This window comes from Chitinophaga alhagiae, assembly GCF_003568665.1.
Lineage (GTDB): Bacteria > Bacteroidota > Bacteroidia > Chitinophagales > Chitinophagaceae > Chitinophaga > Chitinophaga alhagiae.
Map to the genome: position 1 here is coordinate 2,221,446 of NZ_QXMH01000001.1, position 26,595 is coordinate 2,248,040.

General features: G+C 53.0%; 22 protein-coding genes and 1 riboswitch. Of the genes, 15 read left to right on the plus strand and 7 right to left on the minus strand.

Annotation, left to right across the window (positions count from 1 at the left end; genetic code table 11):
• The first annotated feature begins 6 nt into the window (after positions 1-6).
• From D3A97_RS09040 to metE, 8 genes are all read left to right on the plus strand, one after another.
• The gene (locus D3A97_RS09040) at positions 7-1,032 is read left to right on the plus strand and encodes a sensor histidine kinase (protein ID WP_119078037.1); all 1,026 of its coding nucleotides are present in this window, start codon (positions 7-9) and stop codon (positions 1,030-1,032) included.
• Positions 1,029-1,796: a LytR/AlgR family response regulator transcription factor gene (locus D3A97_RS09045; protein ID WP_119078038.1), complete on the plus strand. Its 768-nt coding sequence runs from the start codon at positions 1,029-1,031 to the stop codon at positions 1,794-1,796. Before D3A97_RS09040 ends, D3A97_RS09045 begins: the two co-directional genes overlap by 4 nt.
• Before the next feature lie 84 nt (positions 1,797-1,880).
• The gene (locus tag D3A97_RS09050; protein ID WP_119078039.1) at positions 1,881-2,471 is read left to right on the plus strand and encodes an RNA polymerase sigma-70 factor; all 591 of its coding nucleotides are present in this window, start codon (positions 1,881-1,883) and stop codon (positions 2,469-2,471) included.
• A 66-nt stretch (positions 2,472-2,537) separates the two neighbouring features.
• The gene (locus D3A97_RS09055; protein ID WP_119078040.1) at positions 2,538-3,485 is read left to right on the plus strand and encodes a FecR family protein; all 948 of its coding nucleotides are present in this window, start codon (positions 2,538-2,540) and stop codon (positions 3,483-3,485) included.
• 84 nt (positions 3,486-3,569) lie between these two features.
• A complete protein-coding gene (locus D3A97_RS09060) occupies positions 3,570-6,866 on the plus strand; it encodes a TonB-dependent receptor (protein WP_157986439.1) in 3,297 nt (1,098 codons plus the stop codon).
• A gap of 9 nt (positions 6,867-6,875) precedes the next feature.
• A complete protein-coding gene (locus D3A97_RS09065) occupies positions 6,876-8,267 on the plus strand; it encodes a RagB/SusD family nutrient uptake outer membrane protein (protein WP_119078042.1) in 1,392 nt (463 codons plus the stop codon).
• Between the two features lie 12 nt (positions 8,268-8,279).
• Positions 8,280-9,482, plus strand: a complete 1,203-nt coding sequence (locus D3A97_RS09070) for a thioredoxin family protein (RefSeq protein WP_119078043.1) — start codon at positions 8,280-8,282, stop codon at positions 9,480-9,482.
• A 99-nt stretch (positions 9,483-9,581) separates the two neighbouring features.
• Positions 9,582-9,775: riboswitch (cobalamin riboswitch) on the plus strand.
• Between the two features lie 152 nt (positions 9,776-9,927).
• Positions 9,928-12,234: a 5-methyltetrahydropteroyltriglutamate--homocysteine S-methyltransferase gene (gene metE / locus D3A97_RS09075; RefSeq protein WP_119078044.1), complete on the plus strand. Its 2,307-nt coding sequence runs from the start codon at positions 9,928-9,930 to the stop codon at positions 12,232-12,234.
• 49 nt (positions 12,235-12,283) lie between these two features.
• Here the strand turns inward: metE and aqpZ are convergent, their stop codons facing one another.
• Positions 12,284-12,991, minus strand: coding sequence for an aquaporin Z (gene aqpZ, locus D3A97_RS09080; protein WP_119078045.1), 708 nt, complete (start codon positions 12,989-12,991; stop codon positions 12,284-12,286).
• A gap of 123 nt (positions 12,992-13,114) precedes the next feature.
• Positions 13,115-14,203 carry a metallophosphoesterase gene (locus D3A97_RS09085; RefSeq protein ID WP_119078499.1) on the minus strand — a complete coding sequence of 363 codons (1,089 nt, stop codon included), beginning with the start codon at positions 14,201-14,203 and terminating at the stop codon, positions 13,115-13,117.
• Between the two features lie 144 nt (positions 14,204-14,347).
• Between D3A97_RS09085 and D3A97_RS09090 the strand changes: the two genes are divergently transcribed.
• Positions 14,348-15,019, plus strand: coding sequence for a hypothetical protein (locus D3A97_RS09090; protein WP_119078046.1), 672 nt, complete (start codon positions 14,348-14,350; stop codon positions 15,017-15,019).
• 4 nt (positions 15,020-15,023) lie between these two features.
• On the opposite strand, the gene D3A97_RS09095 is transcribed toward D3A97_RS09090, so the two are convergent.
• The gene (locus D3A97_RS09095; RefSeq protein ID WP_119078047.1) at positions 15,024-16,655 is read right to left on the minus strand and encodes a sodium:solute symporter family transporter; all 1,632 of its coding nucleotides are present in this window, start codon (positions 16,653-16,655) and stop codon (positions 15,024-15,026) included.
• A gap of 34 nt (positions 16,656-16,689) precedes the next feature.
• Positions 16,690-17,580 carry an inositol oxygenase family protein gene (locus tag D3A97_RS09100; protein ID WP_119078048.1) on the minus strand — a complete coding sequence of 297 codons (891 nt, stop codon included), beginning with the start codon at positions 17,578-17,580 and terminating at the stop codon, positions 16,690-16,692.
• Positions 17,581-17,684: 104 nt separating this feature from the next.
• On the opposite strand from D3A97_RS09100, the gene D3A97_RS09105 reads away from it, so the two are divergent.
• Positions 17,685-18,695, plus strand: coding sequence for a LacI family DNA-binding transcriptional regulator (locus D3A97_RS09105; protein ID WP_119078049.1), 1,011 nt, complete (start codon positions 17,685-17,687; stop codon positions 18,693-18,695).
• A gap of 6 nt (positions 18,696-18,701) precedes the next feature.
• On the opposite strand, the gene D3A97_RS09110 is transcribed toward D3A97_RS09105, so the two are convergent.
• The gene (locus tag D3A97_RS09110) at positions 18,702-20,168 is read right to left on the minus strand and encodes an ArnT family glycosyltransferase (RefSeq protein WP_119078050.1); all 1,467 of its coding nucleotides are present in this window, start codon (positions 20,166-20,168) and stop codon (positions 18,702-18,704) included.
• Positions 20,169-20,228: 60 nt separating this feature from the next.
• Between D3A97_RS09110 and D3A97_RS09115 the strand changes: the two genes are divergently transcribed.
• The 3 genes from D3A97_RS09115 (at position 20,229) to D3A97_RS09125 (ending at position 22,195) form a co-directional block, all read left to right on the plus strand.
• On the plus strand, positions 20,229-21,107 hold the full coding sequence (locus tag D3A97_RS09115; RefSeq protein ID WP_119078051.1) for a retropepsin-like aspartic protease: 879 nt from the start codon (positions 20,229-20,231) through the stop codon (positions 21,105-21,107).
• A gap of 26 nt (positions 21,108-21,133) precedes the next feature.
• Positions 21,134-21,865 (plus strand): hypothetical protein, encoded by a 732-nt coding sequence (locus D3A97_RS09120; RefSeq protein ID WP_119078052.1) that lies wholly within the window; start codon positions 21,134-21,136, stop codon positions 21,863-21,865.
• Between the two features lie 99 nt (positions 21,866-21,964).
• Positions 21,965-22,195, plus strand: coding sequence for a thioredoxin domain-containing protein (locus tag D3A97_RS09125; protein ID WP_119078053.1), 231 nt, complete (start codon positions 21,965-21,967; stop codon positions 22,193-22,195).
• Positions 22,196-22,230: 35 nt separating this feature from the next.
• Here the strand turns inward: D3A97_RS09125 and pdxR are convergent, their stop codons facing one another.
• Positions 22,231-23,694 carry a MocR-like pyridoxine biosynthesis transcription factor PdxR gene (gene pdxR / locus D3A97_RS09130; RefSeq protein WP_198673906.1) on the minus strand — a complete coding sequence of 488 codons (1,464 nt, stop codon included), beginning with the start codon at positions 23,692-23,694 and terminating at the stop codon, positions 22,231-22,233.
• Between the two features lie 156 nt (positions 23,695-23,850).
• On the opposite strand from pdxR, the gene D3A97_RS09135 reads away from it, so the two are divergent.
• Positions 23,851-24,891, plus strand: coding sequence for an aldo/keto reductase (locus D3A97_RS09135; protein WP_119078055.1), 1,041 nt, complete (start codon positions 23,851-23,853; stop codon positions 24,889-24,891).
• Positions 24,892-24,989: 98 nt separating this feature from the next.
• Here the strand turns inward: D3A97_RS09135 and D3A97_RS09140 are convergent, their stop codons facing one another.
• Complete coding sequence (locus D3A97_RS09140) at positions 24,990-25,289, minus strand: winged helix-turn-helix transcriptional regulator (protein WP_232825899.1); 300 nt, start codon at positions 25,287-25,289, stop codon at positions 24,990-24,992.
• A 220-nt stretch (positions 25,290-25,509) separates the two neighbouring features.
• Here D3A97_RS09140 and D3A97_RS09145 point away from each other — a divergent pair, with 220 nt between their 5' ends.
• Positions 25,510-26,454 (plus strand): ClpXP adapter SpxH family protein, encoded by a 945-nt coding sequence (locus D3A97_RS09145; protein ID WP_198673907.1) that lies wholly within the window; start codon positions 25,510-25,512, stop codon positions 26,452-26,454.
• Positions 26,455-26,595 lie beyond the last annotated feature (141 nt).

Consider the following 26,595-nt stretch of genomic DNA (forward strand, 5'->3'; position numbering starts at 1 on the left):
CGGCCTATGCGTAAAAATTATGCGGAACTGGGTTTCAACGATAAATGGTTTGTGCTGCTGGGCATCCCGCTGCTGGGCTTTCTGACGCCTATTATTTACCTGGGCGTGCGGTTGCACCGGGAGCCTTACTACCCCTGGCAGGCGCTGGTGTTTTCCATTGGTATCACCACTGTTTTCTGGCTGGGCAACCGGTGGATCATTATCCTCCTGCGGCGCAAATACCCGCAGCTTACCCAGTCACGTAAACGCATAGTGCTTACCGCCGTGTTGATGTTGCTGTTTGTAATGGTAGTAGCTAATTTCAACGGCATCAGCCCGCCTTTCTGGAAAGCGGAGCCGGTGCCCTATCCGGACCTGAACGTACTGGGCGTTATCAATACCCTGGTAATAGCAGGTATTTACGAGGTGATCTACTACCAGGCCCAATTGCGCCTTTCCATACAAGGGCAGGAAGAATTGCGGCATGAAAGTTTGCAGGCGCAGATACGGGCATTAAAAAGCCAGGTAGACCCTCATTTCCTGTTCAACAATCTCAACACGCTCAGCTCTGTGGTGCATGATGATCCGAAGAAGGCGGAGCAGTTCATCCAGCAGCTCTCTAAATTGTACCGCCACATCCTGGAAATGCAGGAAACCACGCTTATTACCGTGAAGGAAGAGTTGGACCTGCTGCAGGCCTACATCTATCTTTTAAAGACACGCTTTGGCGAAAGCCTGCGCGTGAGCCTCGATGTGCCGGACGCCTGCCATGAAAAAAAGATCATTCCTTTTGCATTGCAGATACTGGTGGAAAACGCCATCAAGCACAATATTGTGTCCACCGCCAAACCGCTCACCGTACGCATAGAAACCATCGGGGATCGCCTAGTGGTGACCAATAACCTGCAGCGCAAGCTCCAGCCCGTGGCTTCTACCGGCAAAGGACTGGAAAATATCAACGGCCGCATCAGGCTGCTGCACCATCCTGAAATGCAGTATATTGTTACAGCAGACCATTACATTGTTACATTACCATTATTCCCGGCAACATGATAAAAGTGGTTATTATTGAAGATGAAGCCCCCGCGGCCAGAAAACTCCGGGCCATGCTGGAAAAGCAGGAGGAAGAAATTGAAGTGCTGGCGGTGCTGGACAGTGTGGAGGAGTCTGAGAAGTGGTTCAACCTGTTCCCGCCCCCGGACCTTGTGTTTATGGACGTGCAGCTGGCAGACGGCCTGAGCCTGGAAATTTTCAGTCGCGCAAAGATCAGCGCCCCGGTGATCTTTACCACCGCGTATGACCAATACATGTTGCATGCGTTCAGGAACAATGGCATAGAATACCTGTTGAAACCGCTGGATGCCCAGGAGCTGCAGCAGGCCCTGGCCAAGTTCAGGCAGTTTTGCCGGCCGCAGGGTGGCGGCGGAGGATGGGAAGAAAAAATAAACCTGCTGCTGCAGCAGGTGCAGCCCCCCGCCTACAAAGAACGCTTTCTGGTGAAAACCGGGCAGCAGCTGTATTATGTGAACACGGCAGACCTGGCTTGCGTATATGCAGACGGCAAGCTCGTATATGGGCTTGACTTTGCCGGCAAACGGCATATGATGGACGGCAACCTGGCCGGCCTGGAGCAACAATTGCCGCCCAGGGATTTTTACCGGGTGAGCCGCCACCTGGTGGTGCATGTAAAAAGCGTGCGCCGCATACACCCCTGGTTCAGCGGCCGGCTGAAGCTGGAGCTGCAGCCCGCCCCTGCGGTAGAGCTGGAGGTGAGCCGGGACAGGGTAGCCGGTTTCAAGGAGTGGCTGGGTAAATAACCGCCTGCAAATGTTAATGCCCCTGTTAACGAAAGCCCACCTGGCTTGCGCTTTCAGCTTATCTGCCGTACATTTGTGCGTGTTATGGCTACTCAAACGGACAGAGACCTGGTGGCACTGGCAAGAGAGGAACCGGTGGCCGGCTTCAGACTGATATATGACAGATACTGGGCGTTGCTTTTCAATATGGCGGTAAAACGGCTGCAGGATGCGGCGGAGGCGCAAGATGTGGTGCAGGAGGTATTTATGACGCTTTGGAAACAACTGCCTGGGCTGGAACCGCGGGAATCCCTGCTTCCCTACCTGCAGGTGCTGCTCAAGAACCGCATTCTCAACATATACGCCCGCAACGAAGTAAAACTGAAATATATCCTGCAAATACAGGAAGGCTCCGCTATGGCCCATGAAAACACCTCTCAGGCGCTTGCCCTCAAGGAGGTGCAGGAGCTGATTGAAAAAGCCATACAGCAGCTGCCGCCCAAAATGCAGCTGATTTTCCGCATGAGCCGCGAAGAGCAGATGGCGCCCGCCCAGATAGCCGCTCAATTGTCGCTTTCCGTACAAACCGTTAAGAACCAGCTCAACCGCGCTACAGAAAAAGTGCGCCGGATGGTGGGCATACACGTTAACCCTTCCTTGCTGCTGCTGGTATTGCCCGCGGTGGCCGCTTCCTGAAATTATTTTTTTGCAAAGCATGGTACGTTCGGGCATGCAGCCTGTACTTAAGGCATAGCCTTGTATATGCTCAACGAAAAATATATTCAATACCTGCTTAAAAAGCAGCAGGAACAGCCGCTCACGCCGGAAGAAACAGCCGTAGTGGACGCGTGGTACCAGAGCCTTGACGCCCTGCCGGCGGAAGAGGTGCCTGCTGCCGCCATGTTGCAGCTGGAAAGCTGGGAGCACCTTGAAAAAGAGATACGGCCCAGGCCGCTGCTGCGCCGCCTGCGCTGGCCGCTGTCTGCCGCCGCTGCCTGCATACTGCTGCTGGGCGCCGCCGCCCTATTGCGCCGGCCGGCCCCGGTAACCGCCACCGCCGAAAGCTGGACGGTGGTAGACTGCCCCCCGCACAAAAGAATGAAGGTGACCATGCCTGACGGCTCTTCCATCTGGCTGAACGGCGGCGCCAGGCTTACCTACAGCAGCAATTTTGAAGAGAACCGCCAGTGCCGCCTTACAGAAGGGGAGGCCTTTTTTGACGTGGTGCCGGACGCACAGCATCCTTTTACCGTATTCACCAGCCGCCTGTCCATTAAAGTATTGGGTACGTCCTTCAATGTAGCCGCCTACAGCCAGCTAGAGAAAGAAAAGATCACGGTGACCGGCGGCAAGGTGCAGGTGCTCGATTCCGCCGCCTGCAATGTAACGCTCCAGGCCAATGAAGAAATTGTGTACAGCGGCGCTGGCAACTTCATAAAACAGGCCGCCAACGGGCAGCAAACAGACAGCTGGCGCAAAGGGGAGTTTTACCTGACCAACATCAGCCTGGAAGAGCTGGCCATCCGCCTGGAGCAAATCTACGGTTACAAGGTCATATTTGCCAATAAAGGGCTTAAGAACTGTGTGAACAGTCTCCGTTTTTCCGAACAAGAGCCCGTTACCAAAGTGCTGGAGCTGCTGAAGCTGATCAACAAAGTGCAGTACCGTATAAAAGACAAAGAAATCACACTGCAGGGCAGCGGATGCTAAGCATGCCCTCTTTTTTTCCAAAATCAAAATCAACACATCCCGCTGATGAAAGCATCTGAATCAACCAACCTAAAGCTCCGCCGTATGCCGGTGAAACTATGGATCATGGCCTGCCTGCTGGTGGCAGGCTTCAACATGGAGGTGCGCGCACAGGATTACCTGGACAAGCGCGTGACCATTGCCTTCAGTTACGAAACAATTGCTTCCTGCCTTAAAAAACTGCAGGTGAAAAGCAACATCAACCTCTCGTACAACGAGAATGAGGTGAAGAAGTATTCCATTAACACACTAAGTTTTAACGAAACCACCATCACCGGTATTCTGGATGACCTGTTCAGGAACACCAACCTGGCCTACCGTACCATGCCGGAGGGGATAGCCATTTTCGCCAAACTGCAGGAGCAGAAGCCCAAAGCGCCAGACCAGCTCATTAAGGGCGTGGTAACCAGCAGTAAGGAAAAGACGCCTATACCGGGTGTGTCCATACTGGTAAAAGGCACCTTCAAGGGTGTTAGCACCGGCACAGACGGCACCTTTAGCCTGGCCGTACCAGCAGACCGCCACACGCTGGTTTTTTCTGCCATTGGCATGACAACGAAAGAAGTAGTGATCACCGGAACGGAAATGAATGTAGCGCTGGAAGAAGATACCAAAACGCTTTCAGGCGTAGTGGTAGTAGGGTATGGTACGGTGAAGCAGAAAGACCTCACCGGCTCCGTGTCTTCCATCAACCCGGAAGAAATGAACAAGCTGAATGCCTCCAATTTTGATGTAGCCATGGTAGGCCGTGCGCCAGGCGTGCAGGTGGTGAAATCTTCCGGCGCGCCGGGAGCCGTAGCTTCCATCCGCATCAGGGGCGGTACCTCTGCGTTTGGTACCAATGAACCGCTGTACGTGATTGATGGTATTCCGGTAGAACTGGGAGATGGCTACGGTAACGAGCGGTACATCTCCGATTTTTCAAGCAAGATTTCCCCGCTTTCTTCCCTTAACCCGGAAGACATTGAAAGAATAGACATCCTGAAAGATGCCTCTTCTGCCGCTATTTACGGTTCCCGCGCCGCCAACGGTGTAGTGATCATCACTACCAAGCGCGGCAAGGCCGGGCCTAAACCCAATATTACCGCGGGCTATAACGTTGCGTTTGACGATTTCACCAAAACATACAACCTGCTGAATGCGGACCAGTATCACAGCGTGGTAGAGCAGGCCTATAAAAATGCCAATGCTACCCTGCCCGAACGCTACATTGCTTACCCCGGCGCCAATACAGACTGGGTGAAAACCGCCACCCGCACCAGCAGCTCGCAGAACGTGTACCTCAACATCAACGGGGGCACCAACGACGGCAATACCCTGTATTCCTTCTCCGGCAGCATCACAGACCAGCAGGGTGTAATACGGCACTCCAGCTTTAAACGGTATAACCTGCGCACCAACCTGGAAACTACGCTGTTTGACAAGATCCGCATTGGTACCAACATCAATTTCAGTGCGCTCAACAATAACGGCAGCAGCCAGAGCCAATTCTACAGCATCATGCAGTACCGCCCTGATGTACCGGTATACCAGGAAGATGGTAAATACGGCGCCGCGCCGGATAGCGTAACGGCCAACCCTTACGTTCGCACGCGTTACCTTTCTTCCATTGCCAGCCAGCAATTGATGACCACCTTTTTTGGCGAGCTGGAACTGCTGAAAGGCCTGCGTTTCAGGAGCAGCATTGCCCTCAACATGAACAAAGGCGAGAACGAGAACTATACGCCCAGTTACGATCCCTTTGAGGCGCGCAACTTCAGAACAGGCAGCAGAAAAGACAACAGCAACAGCTCTTTTTCCCGCCTGTTTGAAAACACCCTTACTTACCTTAACAGCTTTGGCAAACACAACCTGAACATTGTGGGCGGCGCCAGCTTCACCACGTTGCGCAGCCGCTTCAGTTCCATTGAGTCTACCGGTTTCCAGAATGATGATGTGCTGAACCACCTGGGCGGCGCCGCATCTATCCAGAAATACGGCAGCGGCGGTACCAATAGCGGCTTGCAGTCTTACTTCCTGCGTACCAACTACAATTGGGCCGGCAAGTATTATGCAACATTTACCGGCAGGGCGGACGAGTCTACCAAGTTCGGCCCCAACTACCGCTGGGCGCTGTTTCCCTCCGGTGCGCTGGCATGGCGTATTTCTGAAGAGGACTTTATGAGGGATGTGAAGTGGATGCAAGACCTCAAGCTGCGTTCTTCTTACGGTAAAACGGGGTCCGCCAACTTTGCTGATTTCCCTTATGCCAGTATGTTTGAGACCGGCAGCTTCTATAACAATAACAATGGCGTGTACACAATAGGCATCCCTAACCCGGATGCACGCTGGGAATCTACATACCAGCTGGATGTAGCGGTAGACTTCATTTTCTTCCGCAACAAGCTGCGCGGTTCCATCGGCTATTTTTCCAAGTTCACGAAAGACCAGGTGCTGAACCGCGATGTGATCCGTGAAAGCGGTATGAGCACGCAGGCTTTCAACCTCGGCGATTTTTCCAATAAAGGCTGGGAGCTGCAGATAGGTAGCGATGTGGTTACCGGCAAAGACTTTTCCTGGCTGACGGACTTTAATATTACCCGCTACCGCAGCAAGGTGGCGAGCCTGAACGGCGGCGAGTACAGGAATATGAAAGTAGGCGAGCCCATCGGTTATTTTGAAGGCTATAAAGTAGCCGGCATTTTCCAGGACCAGGCTGAGATAGACGCCCTGAACAACAAAGCGCCGAATGGCCTCTACCAGGCTGCACGTACCGCTCCCGGTGATTTCAAGTTTGTAGATGTGAATGGAGACGGTACCATCAACTCATCTGACTATGTACGCCTGGGCCAGGCGGAACCTGACTTCTACGGCGGCTGGAACAATATTCTCCGCTACCGCGATCTGGAGCTTTCGCTGTTTTTCAATTTCAGCGTGGGCAACTATCTTGACAATAGCGGCCGGAAGAGCTTGTTGGTATTTAATTCCAATACTTCCAATTATGGAGCGGACATCCTGAATGCCTGGCGGCCAGACAATACGGGAGCGGAATTACCGCGCGTAGTATATGGAGACCCGAATAACAACAGGCGCGCATCTGATTATTTTATCGAGAACGCTTCGTTCTTCCGCCTGAAGAACATCCAGCTCAGCTATGTACTCCGCAAACCTTTCCTGCGCAGGGCTTATCTCAATAACATCAAGGCATATGCCTCAGTGACCAACCTGCTTACTTTTACGGGTTACAAAGGGCTTGACCCGGAAGTGAACACTGCTGCGGCCAATACTTTTGCACAGGGTTTTGACAGCAATATCTACCCCCAAACAAGAACAATTACCCTGGGCCTTAACCTGAATTTTTAAAACTGAACCATGAGAACATTATATCATAACATATGGATCGCGGCGGGGCTGTTGGTTGCTTGCGGCGCCTGCAACCTGGTGAATGTAACAGACGTGGAGCCTGTTAACAAGATATTTGAAGAAAATGCCATTACCAGCGTACAAAAAGCTCAGAGCGTGCTGTACGGCACTTACGGCCAGTTGAAAGGAACGGAGTACCTGACGTACTTCGGCTGCGATGCCGCTTTGCTGGGCCTTACCATGAAACCCGGCCCCAGCGCCAGCTCGGAGCAGAATTATTTCAATAATGACGTGGATGCGGAAGACTATCATGTAGACCAGTTGTACACCGCGTCTTACAAAATACTCAACAATGCGGCTCACATTATCGAGAAAACGGAAAAGCTGGAGTCTGATGAGCCGCGCAAGGAAGAGATCGTATCGGAGGCCCGCTTCATCCGCGCCCTGAGCCACTTTTACCTGCTGCGCCGCTACGGGCAGTTTTTCAAGCAGGATTCAAAATACGGTATTGCGCTGCGGGATGTGCCGCTGAAAGAAGTGAAGGCGGAACCGCGTGCGGATGTCAAATCCGTATATGCGCATATACTGGCAGACCTGGCCTACGCAGCGGAAAAAGGCCCGCAGATGACGGATTCTGCATCCAAAACCCGTGTGGCTATTTATGCCACCCGCCAGGCGGCGCTGGCGCTGAAAGCAAAGGTGCATTTGTATAACCGCCAGTATGCGGAGGCCGCTGCTGCTGCGGAGGCAGTGATCAAATCAGGCAAGTATGCGCTGGAGGCCAGCTATGCGGACATCTTCGTTAAAAAGATCATCGGCACCAAAGAAGTAATATTCCAGTTACCGTTTGACGACAAGCAAGACCGTAACAACAAGGCTTTTATGCTTCGCGCATATTATCTCCCGTCTGATTACTATGCGGAACTGATGAAAACCGATAAGCGGTATGCCGCGGCCATAGCCGTGCAGTCTAACGGCACTTTCCGGAATAACAAGTACAACGGCTCCACTTTTGGTGGCCAGTCGCTCACCGCAGACACCGAATATTTCCTGCGGCTGGACGAAATGTACCTCATTCTGGCTGAGGCCAAAGCCCGCCTCAACCTGCCGGATGATGCCCTGGCCGCACTGAATGCCATCCGCAAACGTGCAGACATGCCGGAAGTAACTACCACAGACAAGGCGGCCCTGCTGGAAGCCATCCGCCTGGAGAAAATGTTGGAACTGGGCGCTGAAAGCGGAGAAGATTGGTATGACCTGGTGCGCTACGCCACTGAAGGAGACCTGAAAGTATCTGACTATAAACCCAATGTACTGAATGAGACCCGTTACATTTTGCCGTTGCCGATTGAAACTGTGCGTTTGTCAAACGGCGTTACGGAACAAAATCCCGGGTACTAAAAAACCAAACGTATGAACCGATCATTGAAAACCATCTCTCTTTCTGCCATCCTGAGCGTTTGCATATTTGCGAACGCTTGGGCGCAGGAAGGTATCCGTTTCAACAGCCAGGGTGCTTTTAAAAAGGTACTGGCGGAAAGCGAAAAAACCGGCAAGCTGGTGTTTATGGATTGCTACACCTCCTGGTGCGCTCCCTGCAAATGGATGGAGAAAAATGTGTTTGTGAACGACACCGTGGCCAATTTTTACAATGTCCGATTCGTGAACTATAAAATGGACATGGAAAAGGGCGAAGGGCCGGAGCTGGCAAAGCGTTATGGCGTAAAGGTATACCCCACCTACCTGTTCCTGAACGGGAAGGGCAAAGTGGTGCACAAGTCTACCTCCCGTATGGAAGTGGCCGAGTTCATGGAAGAAGCGCATAAAGCGCTTGATCCCAAACGTTCCTTTTTTGCCCTGGAAAAGAAATTCGAGAACGGGGACCGGAGCAACGAAGTGATGCTGGAGTATGCCATAGCCGTAAGCAAGTTTAACCGGCAGAAATCAGACTCCGTAAGCCGCCTGCTGATTGCGCAGATGACGGATGCGGACCTGTTGAAGGAAACCGGCTGGAAAACGATACAGCAGTTTGCCTGGAGCGAAACAGACAGGCTGGGCGCCTATTTTCTGCAGCACCGGGCAGACTATGCAAAGCTGTACGGTGAGGCGGCTGTGCGCAAGGTGCAGGACAGGCTGACCTCTTCCACGTTGTACGGTCTTATACGGAAAAAAGATTCCCTGGCCTTCTTTACACGGCTGGCGCCCTGGCAGCAGAGCGGAGAACGGGAGCTGCAAAAAAGGGCCCTGCAAATGGAAGCAGACTATTACCTGGGCAGCGGGAACATAGACGGTTTTGTGCGGGTTACAGACAAAGGTCTGGCAGACCTGCTGAAGAACGATGACATGGGCCTGAGCTTCATTGCCCGCAGAAGCCAGTACGAAGCCGGCAAAAACCGCCGCGTGCTGGAACAGGCTTACAAAATGGCCAAACGCGCGGTAGAGATCAACCCGGAGGAATACAGCAACCAGAGCACCTTTGCAAAGGTTTGCCAGGAGATGGGCTATAAAGAGGAAGCATTGAAGGCGGCAGAGCGATCTTACCAGCTGGCCCTGAAAGAAACATCTAAAATACAGGGGCTGGCGCAGAAGCTGATAGACGACATTAAGGCGATGTAACAAAAGCATGCCATCAACAAGCAGCCGGTCTCTACTTTGAGGCCGGCTGCTTGTTTTATACGGAACTTGTTATATTTGCTCCCGAGTTCTTTACTTATTTCTTTCTTTCCACAGCGTGGTAGGCGGTGAAAGCCGTCTTTAATAAGGAACCGTGTGCAAATCACGGGCTGTCGCGCAACTGTAAGTAACTTCCCGGTTACTGCCATACATGTTCATTGTATTGACCTGAACAATACGAGAAGAACGGCGGTAATGTTACAAGCCAGGATACTTGCCCCGCTGTGTAAGACCAATGCTTTCGCGATTTGAAGCAGTAGTCGGGAACGGAAGGGCATGCCCCGCTGTGCCCATCATTCCTTATCTTCTACCCAATTCCTGAAAGCGTACCGGAAACTGTAAGGAACATTAATGCACATTAATGTTTCACTTAAAAAGTTTGATGCGTATGCTTAAACACAACCTTGGCTACCCGCGTATGGGAGCACACCGCCAGCTTAAAAAAGCCTGTGAACAGTACTGGCAGGGCCGTATTGGCCGTACAGAATTATTTGTGACCGCCAAACGGCTGCAGGAAGACCATTGGCTGCTGCAGCAACAGGCAGGGATGGACCTCATACCCTGTAACGATTTCAGTTTTTATGACCATGTGCTGGACATGAGCCTGCTGCTGGGCGCCGTGCCGGACCGCTATGCCCCCGTGGTCACAGACATTCCGGGCAATGCGGAAATAGACCTCTGCTTTGCCATGGCCAGGGGCTACCAGCAACATGGGCTGGACATTACCGCCATGGAAATGACCAAATGGTTTGACACCAACTACCACTACATTGTACCTGAATTTACGGCCAACCAGCAATTCCGCCTGCTGTCCAACAAAGTGTTCAACGCGTTTGATGCCGCCCGTCATTGCCTGGGTACTATTCCCAAACCTGTATTGATAGGCCCCGTTTCTTACCTGTTGCTGGGCAAGGAGAAAGGCGGCGGTTTTCACCGGATCACCCTGCTGGAAAGGTTATTGCCGGTATACATAGCCGCCCTTAAAAAGCTGCAGGAGGCGGGCGCGGTATGGGTACAGCTGGATGAGCCTTTCCTGGCCATGGACCTCAGCGAAGCGGAAGCGGCGGCCTTCCGCCACGCCTATGCGGAAATTGCGCGGCAATGCAAGGGCCTTAAACTAATGGTGGCCACGTACTTTGAAGGGCTGCGGGATAATGCGGCGCTTGCCGCAAGCCTGCCGGTATGCTGCCTCCACCTGGATCTTACCCGGGATGCGCAGCAGCTGGATGCAGTACTGCAGGCGCTGCCGCCTAAAACATCCCTGTCATTAGGGGTTGTAGACGGAAGAAATATCTGGAAGAATGACTACGAACAATCCCTGTTGCACATACGGAAAGCGGTGCGGGCACTGGGAGAGGACAGGGTGATGATTGCGCCGGGCTGTTCGCTGCTGCATTCTCCGGCAGACCTCTCTCTCGAAACGGCGCTTGATGCGGACATCCGGTCTTGGATGGCTTTTGCAAAGCAGAAATTGCAGGAAGTATTTGAGCTGGATGAGATCTGCGCCGGCAATACCGCCCTGCTGGAAGCAAACAGGCAGGCCATTGCCTTGCGCCGGGCCTCTGCCAGGGTACATGTGCCGGTGGTAAAGGCGCGCACGCACGCCATTACAGACCAGGATGCGTGCCGCCGCAGCCCCTTCCCGGAAAGGCAGCATGTGCAGGCGGCCAGGTTGAAACTGCCGCTGCTGCCTACTACCACCATCGGCTCATTTCCGCAAACAGATGAAGTGCGCCAGCTGCGGGCGCAGCGCCGTAAAGGCGCCATCACGGCCGCACAGTACGATGCTGCTATTGAAGCAGCAACGCTGGATGCCATCCGCTGGCAGGAGGAAATAGGGCTGGACGTGCTGGTGCATGGCGAGTTTGAGCGGAACGACATGGTGGAGTATTTTGGCGAAATGCTGAACGGCTTTGTTTTTACACAAAACGGCTGGGTACAGAGCTATGGCAGCCGCTGTGTGAAGCCGCCGGTAATATACGGAGATGTGAGCCGCCCGGAGGATATGACCGTACGGTGGACGAAGTATGCGCAGGCGCAGACAAAGCTCCCCATGAAAGCCATGCTCACCGGCCCGGTTACTATTTTACAATGGTCTTTTGTGCGGGATGACCAGCCCCGTTCAGATACCGCTTACCAGATAGCGCTGGCCATCAGGGATGAAGTGCTGGCGCTGGAACAGGCGGGTATTGGCATTATACAGATAGACGAACCCGCTATCCGGGAAGGGCTGCCCCTTCGTAAACCAGACCAGGAGGCGTACCTGCAATGGGCCGTAAGGGCCTTCAGGGTAGCGGCCTGCGGGGTGAAAGACGAAACGCAGGTACACACGCACATGTGTTACAGCGAGTTTAATGATATAATAGCCCATATTGCCGATATGGATGCGGACGTGATCACCATTGAAACGTCTCGCTCGCAGATGGAGCTGCTGCAGGCCTTTGCGGGTTTCCGCTATCCCAATGAGATAGGCCCGGGCGTGTATGACATTCACTCCCCGCGTGTACCCGCCGTTGCGGAAATGACGGCGCTGCTGCAAAAAGCGGCAGAGCTGCTGCCGGTGCGGAACCTGTGGGTGAACCCTGATTGCGGGCTGAAAACGAGAAAGTGGCCGGAGACAAAGGCGGCTTTGGAGAACATGGTAGCCGCTGCCAGGGAAGCAAGATTGAGAATAGGGGCAAATGTAAAGGTGTAAGCTATAAAGGGGCGGGCCATGAAGTTGGCCCGCCCCTTTTTTATTGACTTTATTTCTTTTCCAGCATGCGCCACACAATGGCGGCGGCAATACCGCCCACCAGCGGGGCAACAATGAACAGCCATAACTGCTGCAATGCCTTGCCGCCTGCAAACAGCGCCGGCCCAAAGCTGCGGGCGGGGTTTACGGAGGTGCCCGTAATGGGAATGCACACCATGTGGATCAATACCAGCGTAATGCCTATGGCAAGGCCGGCCATGGTACCATTGCCCCATTTGGAGGTAGTACCGAAAATAACAAAGAGGAACAGGAAGGTAAATATTGCTTCAGCCAGGAAAGCGGAAGTGAGGTTGTAGCCCCCGCCATAGCCTTCGCCCCAGCCGTTGGCGCCCAGTGCATATTCTCCCAGTGACCAGTCAGGGTGGCCGGACTGGATCAGGTATAGCACCCCGGCGGCAATGGTAGCGCCGATAAACTGGGCAACAATATAGCCCAGCGCTTCATTAGCCTTGATCTTGCCGGCAGTAAGCATGGCAACGGTAATAGCAGGGTTGATGTGGCAACCTGTAATGCCGCCTATGGCGTATGCCATGGCCACTACAGACAGGCCAAAGGCAAAAGAGATGCCCAGCAGCCCCAGGCCGGCCGGCCCGCTTGCGTTAACGCCGGCCACCACTGCGGCTCCGCAGCCAAACAATACCAGGGAGAAAGTTCCCACCATTTCGGCGAAGTACTTTGTTGAAGACTTGATTTCCATGTAGATTGAGGTTTGGTTGCAGTTTAAACAACAGTAGGGCCAAATTGTTTACGGGCGGGGAATAATGCACAAAAGGCCGGATGTCCGGCCTTTTGTGTTATCAATTGCTTGCAAAGCAGCCCTTTAGTCAAGCTGTATCTCAAACTGGTCATAATCTGCCGTTCTCCATGCAAATTGCTGCGTGGTGGGAGAAATGGCGAACAGCGGGGAGAAGGTCCGCACCTTTACGGTATTGTTGGCGGTAAATTCCAGTATGCGCAACCACCCGTCTCCGCCGTTCCCGAACCAGCCGCCGCCCAGCGCCTGGGCGTTGAACACCATCTGGTGTACCTTTTTGCCCGCGGCATTCAGGTCTGTCCGGAAAGCAATGTGGGCCCTGGGATCGTCTGGCGCGCCAATGTGACCGCCAAATACCATCCGGATATTTTTTGACGGCTTGATCAGCTTTTCAAAAATAGCCGCGCCATAGTTGCGGTCTTTCAGCAGGTATTTTTCCCTGACAATGTGCTCATTTTTGGCGTTGAGGTACGAGTGGGTGAGCACTATTACAAAATGATCTTTATACTTCGGCTGGTTCACCACACCGGCAGCCCAGGTCAGTACCGTATCTCTTGGCGCAAACTCCAGGTTGAGCACCAGCATTTTTTTGCCGTGGGGAGACGTAAATTCGAAAGCCGCGTTTTCCAGCGTTGGAATGCCTTGCCCGTTCAGCGTTACCTCGCGCAGCATTTTTTGCGTGAGGAAATTCTTGTCTACCGGAAAGTATTCGTTGTAGCGGGTAATGCGTATCTCCGCGCTTTTGTAGCCATAGTCATGGTTGCCGGTGGCCGCTATGTAGGGCACTTTCCCGTCCAGGTGGCTGAATGCGCGCGCTACCGCTTCCCACTGGTTTTTGCTGGGCTGGTTGCCCACCTTGCCATCGGGGTTGATAAATTCGTTCTGCTCCACCAGGTCGCCGGTGCAAAGCACCAGTTTGATCTTCAGGGAGTCGATGCTTTCCGCTACCCATTGCGTCATCAGCTCAAACAGGGGCTGGTTGCGGCTGAATTTGTTGTAAGTCTGCGGGTCAGGCACCAGTATCATAGACCAGGAGTCTGGCCGGCTCAGGGCCGGGGCGGTATATGGCTGCTGGGCCGTTGCGGAGAAAGCCAGCAGGGTGGCGCACAAGAGCAGCGCCGGGCGCAGCCTGCGCCTGAAGAACTGTAGTATCATGGAAAGTGGATTAGGTTCATTTTTTAGCAGGGGGAAGTTAGCAGCAATTTTACAGGCATGCAACAGGCGGGCGGTTTTTTGTGGCCAAAGGCGGGAAAAAGAACGCGAAAGCCGTACTTTCAACCTGCAAAAATATGCACCGCCATGCTCGATATTCCTTTTTACATACCTTTCACTTTCATGCTTACCACCTTTGCGGCGCTGTTCTTCTTTTACCGCGCGGGCCAAAGTGCGGCGGTATTGTACATCCTGCTGCTGTGGCTGGCGCTGCAAGGTATTCTGACACGTAACGGCTTTTATGCGGTAACGGATACACGCCCGCTCAGGTTCCTGTTGCTGGTACTGCCGCCGGTGCTGGGCATTCTCCTTATTTTTCTTACCGGCGCCGGCCGGGCGTGGATGAACGGGCTTGACTACCAGCGGCTTACCTGGCTGCATGTGGTGCGGGTACCCGTGGAGCTGATCCTGTTCTGGCTGTACGGCCGGCAACTGGTACCGGCCATCATCACTTTTGAAGGCCGCAACTTTGACATCCTAAGCGGGCTCACAGCGCCTTTCATTGCCTGGTACGGTTATATGCGCCCGCGGCTGCCAAAGGGAGTGCTGATCGGCTGGAACCTGGTTTGCCTGGGCCTGCTGCTCAACGTGGTGATACATGCCATACTATCCGCGCCCACGCCCATTCAACAGCTGGCATTTGACCAGCCTAACAGGGCGGTGTTGTATTTCCCCTTTGTATGGCTGCCGGGCTGCATTGTACCGCTGGTGCTTTTCAGCCACCTGGCCACCATCAGGGCGTTGCTCAGGAAAGCATGACCGGTTACCAGAATACCGTATACAGGGCCGTCAGAATACCGATAATGATCACGGAGCCAACAATAAATCCGGGCGAAGTGCGGAACATGGAAGTGTCTATTTCTATAATGGGCTTTTCAGGCGCTTTGTAGGGCCTGGAGAGGCTGATGATGATCATCAATAGAATGAGCAGGCCAAAGGTGATGCTCATCCTGTCAAGGAAAGGAAAATCAGGGAACGCGCCGCTTGTCCATGCCGGTAAAAATTTAAGTACCGTGGAAATAGGGATGGTCAGCAATGCTGCCGTCATGGCGGCTGCGGCGGTGGTCCTTTTCCAGAAGAAGCCCATCAGGAAAATGGCCAGCACCCCGGGAGAAATAAACCCTACATATTCCTGTATGAACTGGTAAGCCTGGTCTAGCGAGCGCAGGGCCGGCGTTACAATGGCCGCCAGCAGCATGGCAATAACAACGGCCCACCGCCCGGTGAGCACCTGCTGGCGTTCGGTAGCATTTTTATTGAAATACTTTTTGTAGATATCCAGCGAAAAAATGGTGGAAATACTGTTGGCCTTACCTGCCAGGGAGGCTACAATGGCGGCCGTGAGCGCGGCAAAGGCCACGCCTTTGAGGCCGGGAGGCAGCAGGTTCATGAGGGTGGGATAGGCATGGTCAGGCTTCAGCACCCCGTTGGCATCGCGCATTTCCTGCGCAAAGAGGCCGTTCTTGTGCAGCACAAACATCACAATGCCCGGCAGCACCGCAATAACAGGCACCAGCAGTTTGAGGAATGCGGCAAACAGGATGCCCTTCCGCGCTGTTTTCAGGTCGGCGCCCAAAGCCCGTTGCGTAATGTACTGGTTGCAACCCCAATAGGCCAGGTTGTTGATCCACATGCCGCCTATCAATACGGAAAGGCCCGGCAGGTCTTTGTAGTAAGGGTTGCTTTTGTCGAATATCATATGGAAATGAGAAGGGGCTTCCTTTCTCAATACAGACAAGCCTTTCAGGATGTTGCCGTCAAACCCGAAATGGTCTGCCAGCAGAGACAGCGCCAGGTAGGTGGTAACCAGGCCTCCAATGATCAGTACCAGCACCTGTATCACGTCTGTGTAGCCTATCACCTTCATGCCGCCCAGCGTTACGATCACTGAAAATATGCTCAGGCCGGCAATGCACCATTCAAATGAAATGGTAGAAATGGAAGCAATGGCCAGCGCGCCGAGGTAGATGATGGAGGTCAGGTTCACGAATACGTATACCAGCAGCCAGAATACGGCCATCACGGTGCTTACCTTGTCGTTATACCGTTTGGCCAGGAACTGGGGCATGGTGAAGATGCGGTTCTTCAGGTAGAGCGGGATAAAAAATATCGCCACAATGATCAGTGTAGCGGCCGCCATCCACTCGTAGGTGGAAATGGCCAGGCCCAGTGCAAAGCCGGAACCGGACATGCCAATAAAGTGTTCCGCGGAAATATTGGAAGCTATCAGGGAGGCCCCAATGGCCCACCAGGTAAGAGAGCCTTCTGCCAGGAAAAATTCGCTGGCGCTGGCGGAGGCATTTCTTTTTTTATGGTATACGTAATACCCGTAGGCTGCAACGGCAATGAAGTATATGAAGAATACAATGTAATCCGCAGCTTGCAGTTTATTCATACGCAGTGGAATCAGTTAGCCTGGCTGATAAAGGTCAGAATTTTAAGTTACGGGGAAGATATTTGGCCACCAGGTCTTCATAATACGGGCGCAGCTGCTTCCAATCCGGGGGCACCGGGCATTTTGAATAAAGATCGTAAGGATTGAACAGTTTTACCCACTTCAGCATTTCCCGGTCGTGGTCATCCAGCAGGTAGTCATAACTGCCCTCGCGGTGCCAGGAGTAGAAGGAGTGGTACCGCAGCATGTAGAGGGCCGGTTCCGGCAAATGGTCTTTCATCATCTGGTACACGTATTCATCGTGCCCCCATGACATGTTCACATTGCGCAGCCCGCAGTTTTTGCTGTATACGCCCAGCTGGGTTTGAAATTTGGGGTTAGCAAAGTCAGGATTATGATGGAAAAACTCAGGGTATACTATTTTATCGGAGTAGGCGCAGCCCACGGGGAAGGTGTCTCCCACCACGGCCCACTGCGGTTCCCCGAAGAGGCAAAGTACCTTGCCCATGTCATGCATCAGGCCCACCAGCACCATCCAGTCAGGATGCCCGTCTGTGCGGATAGCCTCCGCGGTTTGCAGCAAGTGCTGGAACTGGTCCAGGTCGGTGTCGGGGTCGGAATCGTCTACCAACTGGTTCAGGAAGTCAAATGCTTCCCATACCGGCATTTCCTTTTTATCAAAAGAAAGATAGGCGGCTCTTTTTTCCTGCACAAAATCGTATGTCTGGTAAGTATGGTTCAGGCGGTAAAACTCTTTCACCGTATCCCTTTCCGGAGATTCGTAGTTCCGGAACTCAGCCTCGGTTTTCTCTTTGGCAATAGTACCCGGCTCGGGGTAGCGCTGCAACACGGCGTCTTCCCATTCATCAAGACTGTTCAGCGGGTTGATCTCTTTGGCAGTAAAATCGTTTGATCGGGTGTTCATGACGTGAGAATTTACGGTGAGGTACTTTCCTAAATATCAGGTTTTTTGCAGATTCTTTCCAGAATAACAGTAGTTTTATTTACGAAACCGTTTTCGTCTTTTCCATGAAGCATGTCACTATCAGGGCGCTGGCCCGGGAGCTGAATTTATCTGTTTCCACAATTTCCAAGGCGTTGCGGGACAGTTATGAAATAAGCGCTGAAACAAAGCAGCGGGTACTGGCATTGGCCGCTACCCTCAATTATACGCCCAACCCTTATGCCAGCAGCCTACGTGGCAAAAAAAGCCGTACTATAGGCGTGGTGGTGCCCGAGGTGGCAGACAGTTTTTTTTCCCTGGCCATCAATGGTATAGAATCCGTGATGAAAGCGATGGGCTACCATGTGCTGATCTGCCTCACGCATGAGCAGTTTGACAACGAAAAGCTGATCCTGAAGGAGTTCCAGAGCGGGCGGGTAGACGGGGTGCTGCTATCTGTATCCCGGGAAACCCTTTCCGGAGAGCACATCCGTGACCTGGCGGCGCAAGATGTGCCGGTAGTGTTTTTTGACCGGGTGCTGGATGAGGTGCAGGCGGCCCGCATTGTTACCAACGATTTTGAGAGCGGCTATGCCGCCACGGCCCACCTGGTGGAGAACGGCTGCCGCGAGATCGTGTACCTCGGCATTTCGGAAAGCCTTTCTATCAGCAACCGCCGCATGGAAGGCTACCGCCAGGCCCTGGCAGACCACCGGCTGCCATTCCGCACCGGCAACGTAGTGGCCTGCACCAACGATGCCGCGGAGAATTACAAGACCGTAAAAAAAATGCTGCAGCGTAAAGCCCCCCGGCCAGACGGTATTGTGGCCTCCGTGGAAAAACTTACCACTACCGTGTACCAGGCCTGTAACGACCTCCGGCTGCGCATTCCCTCAGATGTGAAAGTAGTTTGTTTCTCCAACCTCGAAATTGCCACCATCCTTCATCCTTCCCTGACCACCATTACCCAGCCTGCGTTTGAAATGGGCCGCGCGGCCGCCAGCCTGCTGCTGAAAGCTATTAAGGGGAACAATGTCATGAGCGCTGAAATGGTGATCCCGTCTGTGCTGATACCCCGTGGCAGCAGTACACGGTAAAAGCGGCTATTCAAATACCTGGTTGGCCAGCGTGGGCCATATGATGGGCAGGCTTATTCTGGGGCCGCGGCAAAGGTAAAGGCCAATGTTGTTTTCTTCATCAATGGCATATGGATGACGGATGGTTTTAACAAGCTGTGCCTGTTCGTACACTTTATCCACCACTTCTTTACTATTGCCGATACTGATGGCAATACGCCCGCTTTTACGGCCCGGTCCCCACAGCCAGAAACTGCCATGGCGGCACAGCGGCTCTTTACCGCCCAGTATTTTAATGGCGCCGGCCTCCCCGTAATTACTTGCCCACAATACGCATTCCGCCTGCTCTTTCGCAGAAAGCGACGCGTACAGGCTGTCTACCAGCCGTACCTGCTCTTCCCATCCAAACATGTCAGCATAATCGCTGGTGAGCTGGTAGCGGCCCTCCGCATCGGGCTGCAGCTGTTTGTATTCCACAAAAGTTTTTACGGGCAATATGGGAATAGCGTCTGGCACAAACGGCATCACGGGCAGCAGCAAAAATGCCGCCACGCCGTAGTTCCAGGCGGGGCGCCGCGCCAGCCACTGCTCTACCTGTACGGCACCGGCGGCAAACAGTACAGGATAAGCCGCAAAAAAATAATATCCCTTGCTGTTGAGGAGCCACAGCATAAAAAAGATGAACAGCACCGCTACCGCTACGCTTCTGTACTTACGCAGCTGTTGGTGGAAGAACAAGGCAAAGAGCCCCACCAGGCTCAGCAGCAGTGTAAATGGAAGCCGCAGCTGGTCACGGGCAAAGGTATTGGGAGCAGACAGCTCGTCCAGCCGCTTCACGTGCAGGACCAGCGGAAAGTTGTGCTGCCATTGCCAGATGAAATTGGGTAGCACTATCAGTAATGCCAGCGCGCCTGCCAGGTACAGCCATTTGTTTTTGAAGGTGTTGCCCTGCCGGTGAAACAGCAGGCCTGTGAGCGCTCCCCCCACCCAAAGCAGCATGGTGTATTTGTTCATCACCCCCAGGCCCGCGGTAAGGCCCAGCAGCACCAGGTAACGCGGCTCCCCGGTGTTGATATAGCGGATAAGGAAAAAGAAACCCAGCGTCCAGAAAAACTGGTCAAAAGCCACCGGCTGAAATAGCAGGTGGTTGCGGTAATACGGCAGAAAGGCCAATATGCTGATACCGGCTATCAGCACCGCCATTTTTTTTCCGCCCATTTCCATGGCCATGCGGCAGCATAACCAGAGTATGCCCAGCCCGGCCAGCGTGGCAAATATGCGCATGCCGGAAAGGTCATAACCAAATAGCAGGTGGGAAAGCCGCCCCGCAAACGCAATAAAAGGCGGAAACTCCATGTAGCCGGTGGCCAGGTGCTCCCCCGCGGAGAGGTGCAGCAGCTCATCCCGGTGAAAGCCGTAGTTGGCGTTACCAACCAGGTGTACGGCCAGTTTTACCAGCAGCAGGGGTATAATAACAGGCAGATATTTTTTCAAAGCAGGGGCGTGTTAAAGAACATTTACTTAAATATATAAAAAGCAGTTAATTTCACGGTCATGAGCCGTTCGTTTTTTTCTTTGCTGTTGTGTTTGATGACCGTTTGCTGCTATGCGCAGCGGGAAATACCGCTGACCGTACTGCCATCGGGCCATGTGCAGGTCAAGGCTTCGGTAGACGGGGTAGAAGGTAATTTTATACTGGACACCGGCGCCGGTCTCACCGTGTTCACCAAAACTTTTTTTGACAAGCTGCGTCATGCAAAGCCGCAGGACGGCGGATATACGGCGTTCCGCGCAACGGGGGAGCGTATTGACGTAGACCTTTATACCGTACCGGATATGGTGCTGGGCAGCCTGAAGAAAGCGCAGGAAACAGTGAGTTACCTGGATTTTAACCTCGGCGGCCTGGATGGCATCCTTTCCCTGAAGTTGCTGGAAACGCAGCCTTTCACGATGGATTTTGACCGGCAGGTGCTTCGGTTCGAAACGCCGGCGCAGTTGGCTGCCCTGCGCAAGACAGGAACGGTGATACCGCTGCAGCTTGAGCAGTCCAGGGGCCGTGCGCTGGATATATTCGCCTGTTTTTCCGTTAACGATTCCCTTACGCTGCAGCTGGCGCTAGACAGCGGCGCGGGCAAGGATGTGTATAAATTCAACGCAAAATACATGCAGCGCCTGGGCATTGATGCTACGGACACCGTAAAGGTGAAGCGGCGCGCCAGAAAGAGCGAGATCAACCCCGATTTTGTGTCTCATACCTATTACGCGCCGGTGAAAAAACTGGCGGCTTCGGAAGGGGCCGGAATAAGCGTTACCGGCATTCCCGCACAGTTTGTGGACGGGCTTATTTATGATGGCATTATCTGGATCAACTGGATGGGGCCGAGGATCACCATCAACATACCGGCGGCGGAAATGGTGGTGCAGCGGAAATAGCGTGAAATCACAGCTAATATATACCTATGTCTTTCAACTTTACGGAGCAGTACAAACACTACACCACCGCACAGTTGCTGCAAATAACGCTGCAGCCTGACGCCTACCAGCCGCAGGCGGTAGAGGCGGCCGTGCGGCTGCTGGAAGGCCGGCGGGTGTCAGATGCTGAAATAGATGAAGCCTCGGCATACGTGGAAGCAGAACGGCAGAAAAAGCAGGTGCGCAAGGAAAAAGCAGCTGCCTACAAGGAAAAGGCGAAAGACCTGCTGGAACCCATGATACAGCCAGGCGCAGCTGTCAGGCCTGATAAATGGCTGTACATTTTCCTGTTCGTGTTGGGCCTGCAATATGTGTGGACCCTCTATTATTCGTTGCCGGCCTTTGGCCGGTTTCTCCAGTGCGGCAATTGCCCGGGAGACGTGGTTACGTATGTTGACTACATGTTCAAATTCGCATACATCCCCGTACTGTTTTACCTGTTGCTGAAAAGGAACCGCTGGGGCTGGATACTGGTAACGGCTGGCTGTGTGGCGGCTGTTGCTTTCAGGCTGGGGCTGGTGACCACGTTTGTCAGAACAGATACGCTTCGCTTTGCCAACCTGCCGGCGCTCGCCACGTCCGGGCTGCTTAACGTGGCCTATGTGGCTTATTTGCTGAAGAAGCGCACCATTGCCTACTTTGGTGTAAGCGCGGTAGTGGTAAAATATACCGTCTGGTGCGTGGCCATTACGGCTTTGCTGGCCGGCATCTTGTTGTAGCGGCAGATGGGCCTCTTTTTACCGTATCACTTTTTTCTGGATGGCCCACCGGAGTAGCGCGTGATTTAATTTGCAATTGCATTTAAAAACATTTTCACTATGAGCAAAGCAAAATTTTATCATGCAGGTTGCCCGGTATGCGTAACCGCTGAGCAGGAAATTATTTCCCTGATTGGTACAGACAATGTAGAGGTAGTACACCTTGGAGAAGACAAAAGCAGGATAGGGGAGGCGGAAAAATATGGCGTGAAGTCTGTACCCGCACTGGTGGCTCCTTCCGGCAATGTGTTGCATATCAACTACGGTGCCGGTATTAATGATCTGAAATAAGGAACGGCCTGTTGTACAGGTGAACAGCGGGTGTGTCAGGCTTTTGACACACCCGTTTTTTTCACCACAGCCCCTATTGTCCTTATACCTTCTTCCAGCTCGGCAGGCGTAAGCGATGCATAACCCAGCCGCAGCGCATTAAGAGGCTTGCCATCAAACGCAAACCGTTCTGTGGAAATAACAGACACGCCCCTTTTCAATAATTTTTGCTGCAGCGCTTCGGTGTTGAGCGGCTGGTTGAAAGTAACCCAGTATGCAAGGCCGCCTTCGGGCTTCAGGTAGCTGGCCTGGCGGGAGAGATAGGCGCGGAGGCACTGGTCCATATGCTCGCGCCTTTCCGCATAAATGCCAAAAGCCCTTTTGGCATGGCGGTGTATGGCGCCGTCTTCCATCAGCTCCGCCACGGCCAGTTCCATGATGGTATCTCCCTGCCGGTCAATAATAGCGCGCAGTTGCGCCAGCGAGTCTACAAACGCCGCGGGCCCGGTAATATAGCCTATCCTGACAGCAGGGGCTACCAGCTTGCTCAGCGAACTGATATAGATAACGTTCTGCGCATGCTCCATGCTGGCCAGCGGCAGCATGCTTTTGGCTTCAAAGTGGAACTCGTGGTCATAATCATCTTCAATGATGGCAAAACCGTAGCGGTTAGACAGTTCGATCAGTTTCAGCCTTCGTTCCACTTTCATGCTCACCGCGGTAGGGAACTGGTGATGCGGGGTTACGTATACGGCTTTGATGCGGCGGCTTTTGCAAAGCCTTTCCAGCGCGTCTGTTACCAGGCCCTTGTCATCTACCGGTATGGGTACCATTTTGGCGCCAGCTTTTGCAAATATCTGCCAGGCATGCAGGTAGCCGGGGCATTCCATGGCTACCGTGTCTCCGCTGGCAATGAGGGTATGTGCGGCCAGGTAGAGTGCCATCTGGCTGCCACGGGTAATGCAGATGTTGTGCGTGCCTACGTTCATACCCCTTTTATGCGCCAGCATGGCCGCCAGCGCGGCGCGCAGCCGCTCTTCACCCTTTTCATGCCCATAACCCAGCATGCACCAGCGGGCCTTTTGCTGGAATATGCGTTTGTAGGCCCTGGACAGTTCCTCCATAGGCGCCAGCCGCACATCCGGCAGCCCGTCGTTAAAGGCGATCAGGTTGGCCATTACAGGGCCCTGCAGCGGCTGGATAGCATAGTGGTTGAACTCGAACCGGTGGCCCGTTACCGGCGGCTGGTCTTTGAACCGCGGCAGCTCTGCCGAAACGAAAGTGCCGCTTTTGCCGGTTGTTTCCAGCCAGCCTTCGGCAATCAGCGCCTCATAAGCCAACACTACCGTTTTGCGGTTTACGCCAATGTTGGCCGCCAGTACGCGGCTGCCGGGTAAAGGCGTACCGGGCCGCAGGCGGCCTTTTTTTATTTCGGTCACTATGCCGTCCGCTATCTGCTGATAAACCGCACGTTCGTGCCCGAAATCAATAGCAATCGTGGTGTTCCATGGTCTTAACATCTGGCCCATCTGTGTGGTTAAAAAACGAATTATACAGGTCATCCAAATTTACACAAAATTGTTAAGCGGTTAACGGAAGAAAGGACTACAGTAGGCCGCAATATGCCGGCTGGCTGATGTACATTTGACAGATCGTTATCTTAAAAACTACTGAAGATGGAATACAGACAATTGGGCGCATCTGGCTTGCAGGTGCCGGTATTGAGCTTTGGTACCGCCACTTTCGGGGGCGGCACTGAATTTTTCAAGGCCTGGGGCAGCACCCAGGCAGAAGAGGCAAAACGGCTGATCGGTATTTGCATGGACGCTGGTATCAATTTTTTTGACACAGCGGATATTTATTCAGACGGGCTGGCGGAAGAAGTGTTGGGCAAGGCCATTGCAGGCCTCCAGCGGGACAAGCTCATTCTTTCCACCAAGAGCACCTTTACTTTCGGAGAAGCTCCCAACAACCAGGGTTCTTCCCGGTTTCACATCCTGCGGCAGATAGAAGGCAGCCTGAAACGGCTGGGCACGGATTATATTGACGTGTACCACATGCATGGCTTTGACGGCAATACGCCCGTGGAAGAAACGCTGCATACGCTGGAGCACCTGGTGCAGAGCGGCAAGGTGCGGTACATTGCGGCCTCCAATTTTTCCGGCTGGCACCTCATGAAATCGCTCGGCATATCTGAAAAATACGGCTGGAGCCGTTATGTAGCGCACCAGGTGTACTATTCCCTGGCCAACAGGGAATATGAATGGGAACTCATGCCCCTGGCGCTTGACCAGCAGGTGGGCGGCATCATCTGGTCTCCGCTGGCGGCCGGACGCCTGGGCGGAAAATACCGGCGCAACCAGCCGCTCCCGCAAGAGGGGCGTGTGGCGCAAGGCGGCAGCCCCGTACCGGATATGGCCGTGAAAGAAGACGTGTTCTACAATACTATTGATACGCTGGACGAAGTTGCCAATGAAACCGGTAAAACCATAGCCCAGGTAGCACTTAACTGGTTGTTGCAGCGCCCCACGGTGTCCAGCATCATTATTGGCGCCAGAAATGAAGAACAGTTGAAGCAGAACCTGGGCGCTGTAGGCTGGCAGCTGACGGCAGACCAGGTGAAGCGGCTGGATGCGGCCAGTGAAGTACCGCCGATCTACCCTTACTGGCACCAGCGGCAGAACCTGACACTGAACCCGCCGCCCAAATTCTATTAAGACAACTGCGTATGCGGACGCAGCGCCGGCGGTTACAAAGGCGCTGCGCCGCTGGTAGCAGCGGCCCGCATGCGCAGTTTGATGCCGGATCAAACAGGTTACCGGCCTTTCTTATTGTAAAGTGCATGCCGGTAGGCGCCTCCCCAACTGGCCAGTTCATCGATCAATGGCTCTACCGTTCTGCCTGCTGCTGTCAGCGCATATTCTACAGTGATGGGTTTGGTATTGATGACGGTGCGGGTGATCAATTGATTCATTTCCATGTCCTGTAATTCTTTGGACAACATCTTTGGGGCAATACCCTCTACTTCCCGCAGCAGGTCCATGAACCGCATTTTTTCATTGAGCAACAGCGTTCCCAGGATATGGAACTTCCACTTGCCCGATAATATTTCCATGGCATCCTTTATAGCCAGTATCCTTGCCTGGCACTGAGTTGTGATATTACAAACGGGCTGCTTTTTCATTCTCTGTATTATTTCTTTACACACAGCTAAGGTACAACATTAGGTATAGTTACCTGAAGGTAACCAGTTTCCACAGGGTAATGGATAGTGTTTGTAAACTGGTTGGCAAGTAATTTTGTACCGTAATTCAGCATGATAAATAAACAAAATTGTGATCAAGGAAATGGCAGACAAAACATCAAATACCAACCCGCTTTTATGTGATCCGGCAACCGGCGTTTGTGAAATACCGGTATCTCAACAGAAAGGCCTGACCGCCAGTGATCTTCAGTCAAAAGAGCAGCCGGTTAAGGTCATTTATTTTACAGACCCGATCTGTTCTTCCTGCTGGGGCATAGAACCGCAGCTAAGAAAATTAAAGCTGGAATATGGCAATAGTATAGCAATTGAATACCGCATGGGGGGCTTGTTGCCGGACTGGAGCTACAACAGCGGAGGCATCAGCAAACCTTCGGATGTAGCCCATCATTGGGATGAAGTAAGCGCTTACTATGATATGCCTATTGATGGCGATGTATGGCTGGAAGATCCTTTAAATTCTTCTTATCCGCCATCTATTGCCTTCAAGGCGGCACAATTGGAGGATCAGGAAAAGGCTGTGCTGTTCTTGCGTGAAATGCGGGAAATGGTATTCCTGCACAAGAAAAATATTGCCAAATGGGAACATATTGCGGTGGCTGCCAGTAATGCAGGACTAGATGTAAACCGGTTGAAAGCCGATTTTGAAGGCAAGGCGGTTGCATTGTTTGAAGAAGATCTGCAAGTTGGCAGGGAATACGGGGTAAGGGGTTTCCCTACCATGTTTTTTGTAAATGGTGCAGGAAATAAGGAAATGGTGTATGGGTCAAAACCATATGCTGCCTACGAAACCGCCATTTTAAAACTGCTTCCCGGAGCGGTTAAAAGCGGCTATGATAAAAACTGGGCGCCTCTTTTTTCAGTATACCATACGCTTACGGCAAAAGAATTTTCCGAACTGTCAGGAACGCCAAGAAGTGATAGTGAAAAAGTACTGGATGCTCTTGTGGCAGGCGGGCATTTGGAAAGAATAGACACCAGGAATGGCGCTATGTGGAAGGTGAAAACGCGGAGATAAGAGGGGCCGGCTTCGGCTCTTTTTGTTCAGGGTTTCCATTATTAAGCAGGTTGAATGAGGGCAAAATTTGAGCATATTCGCCCTTGCCTTCAGATTTTGGCATAATTCACATCAAAACTATACCGTTTCATCACATTTATT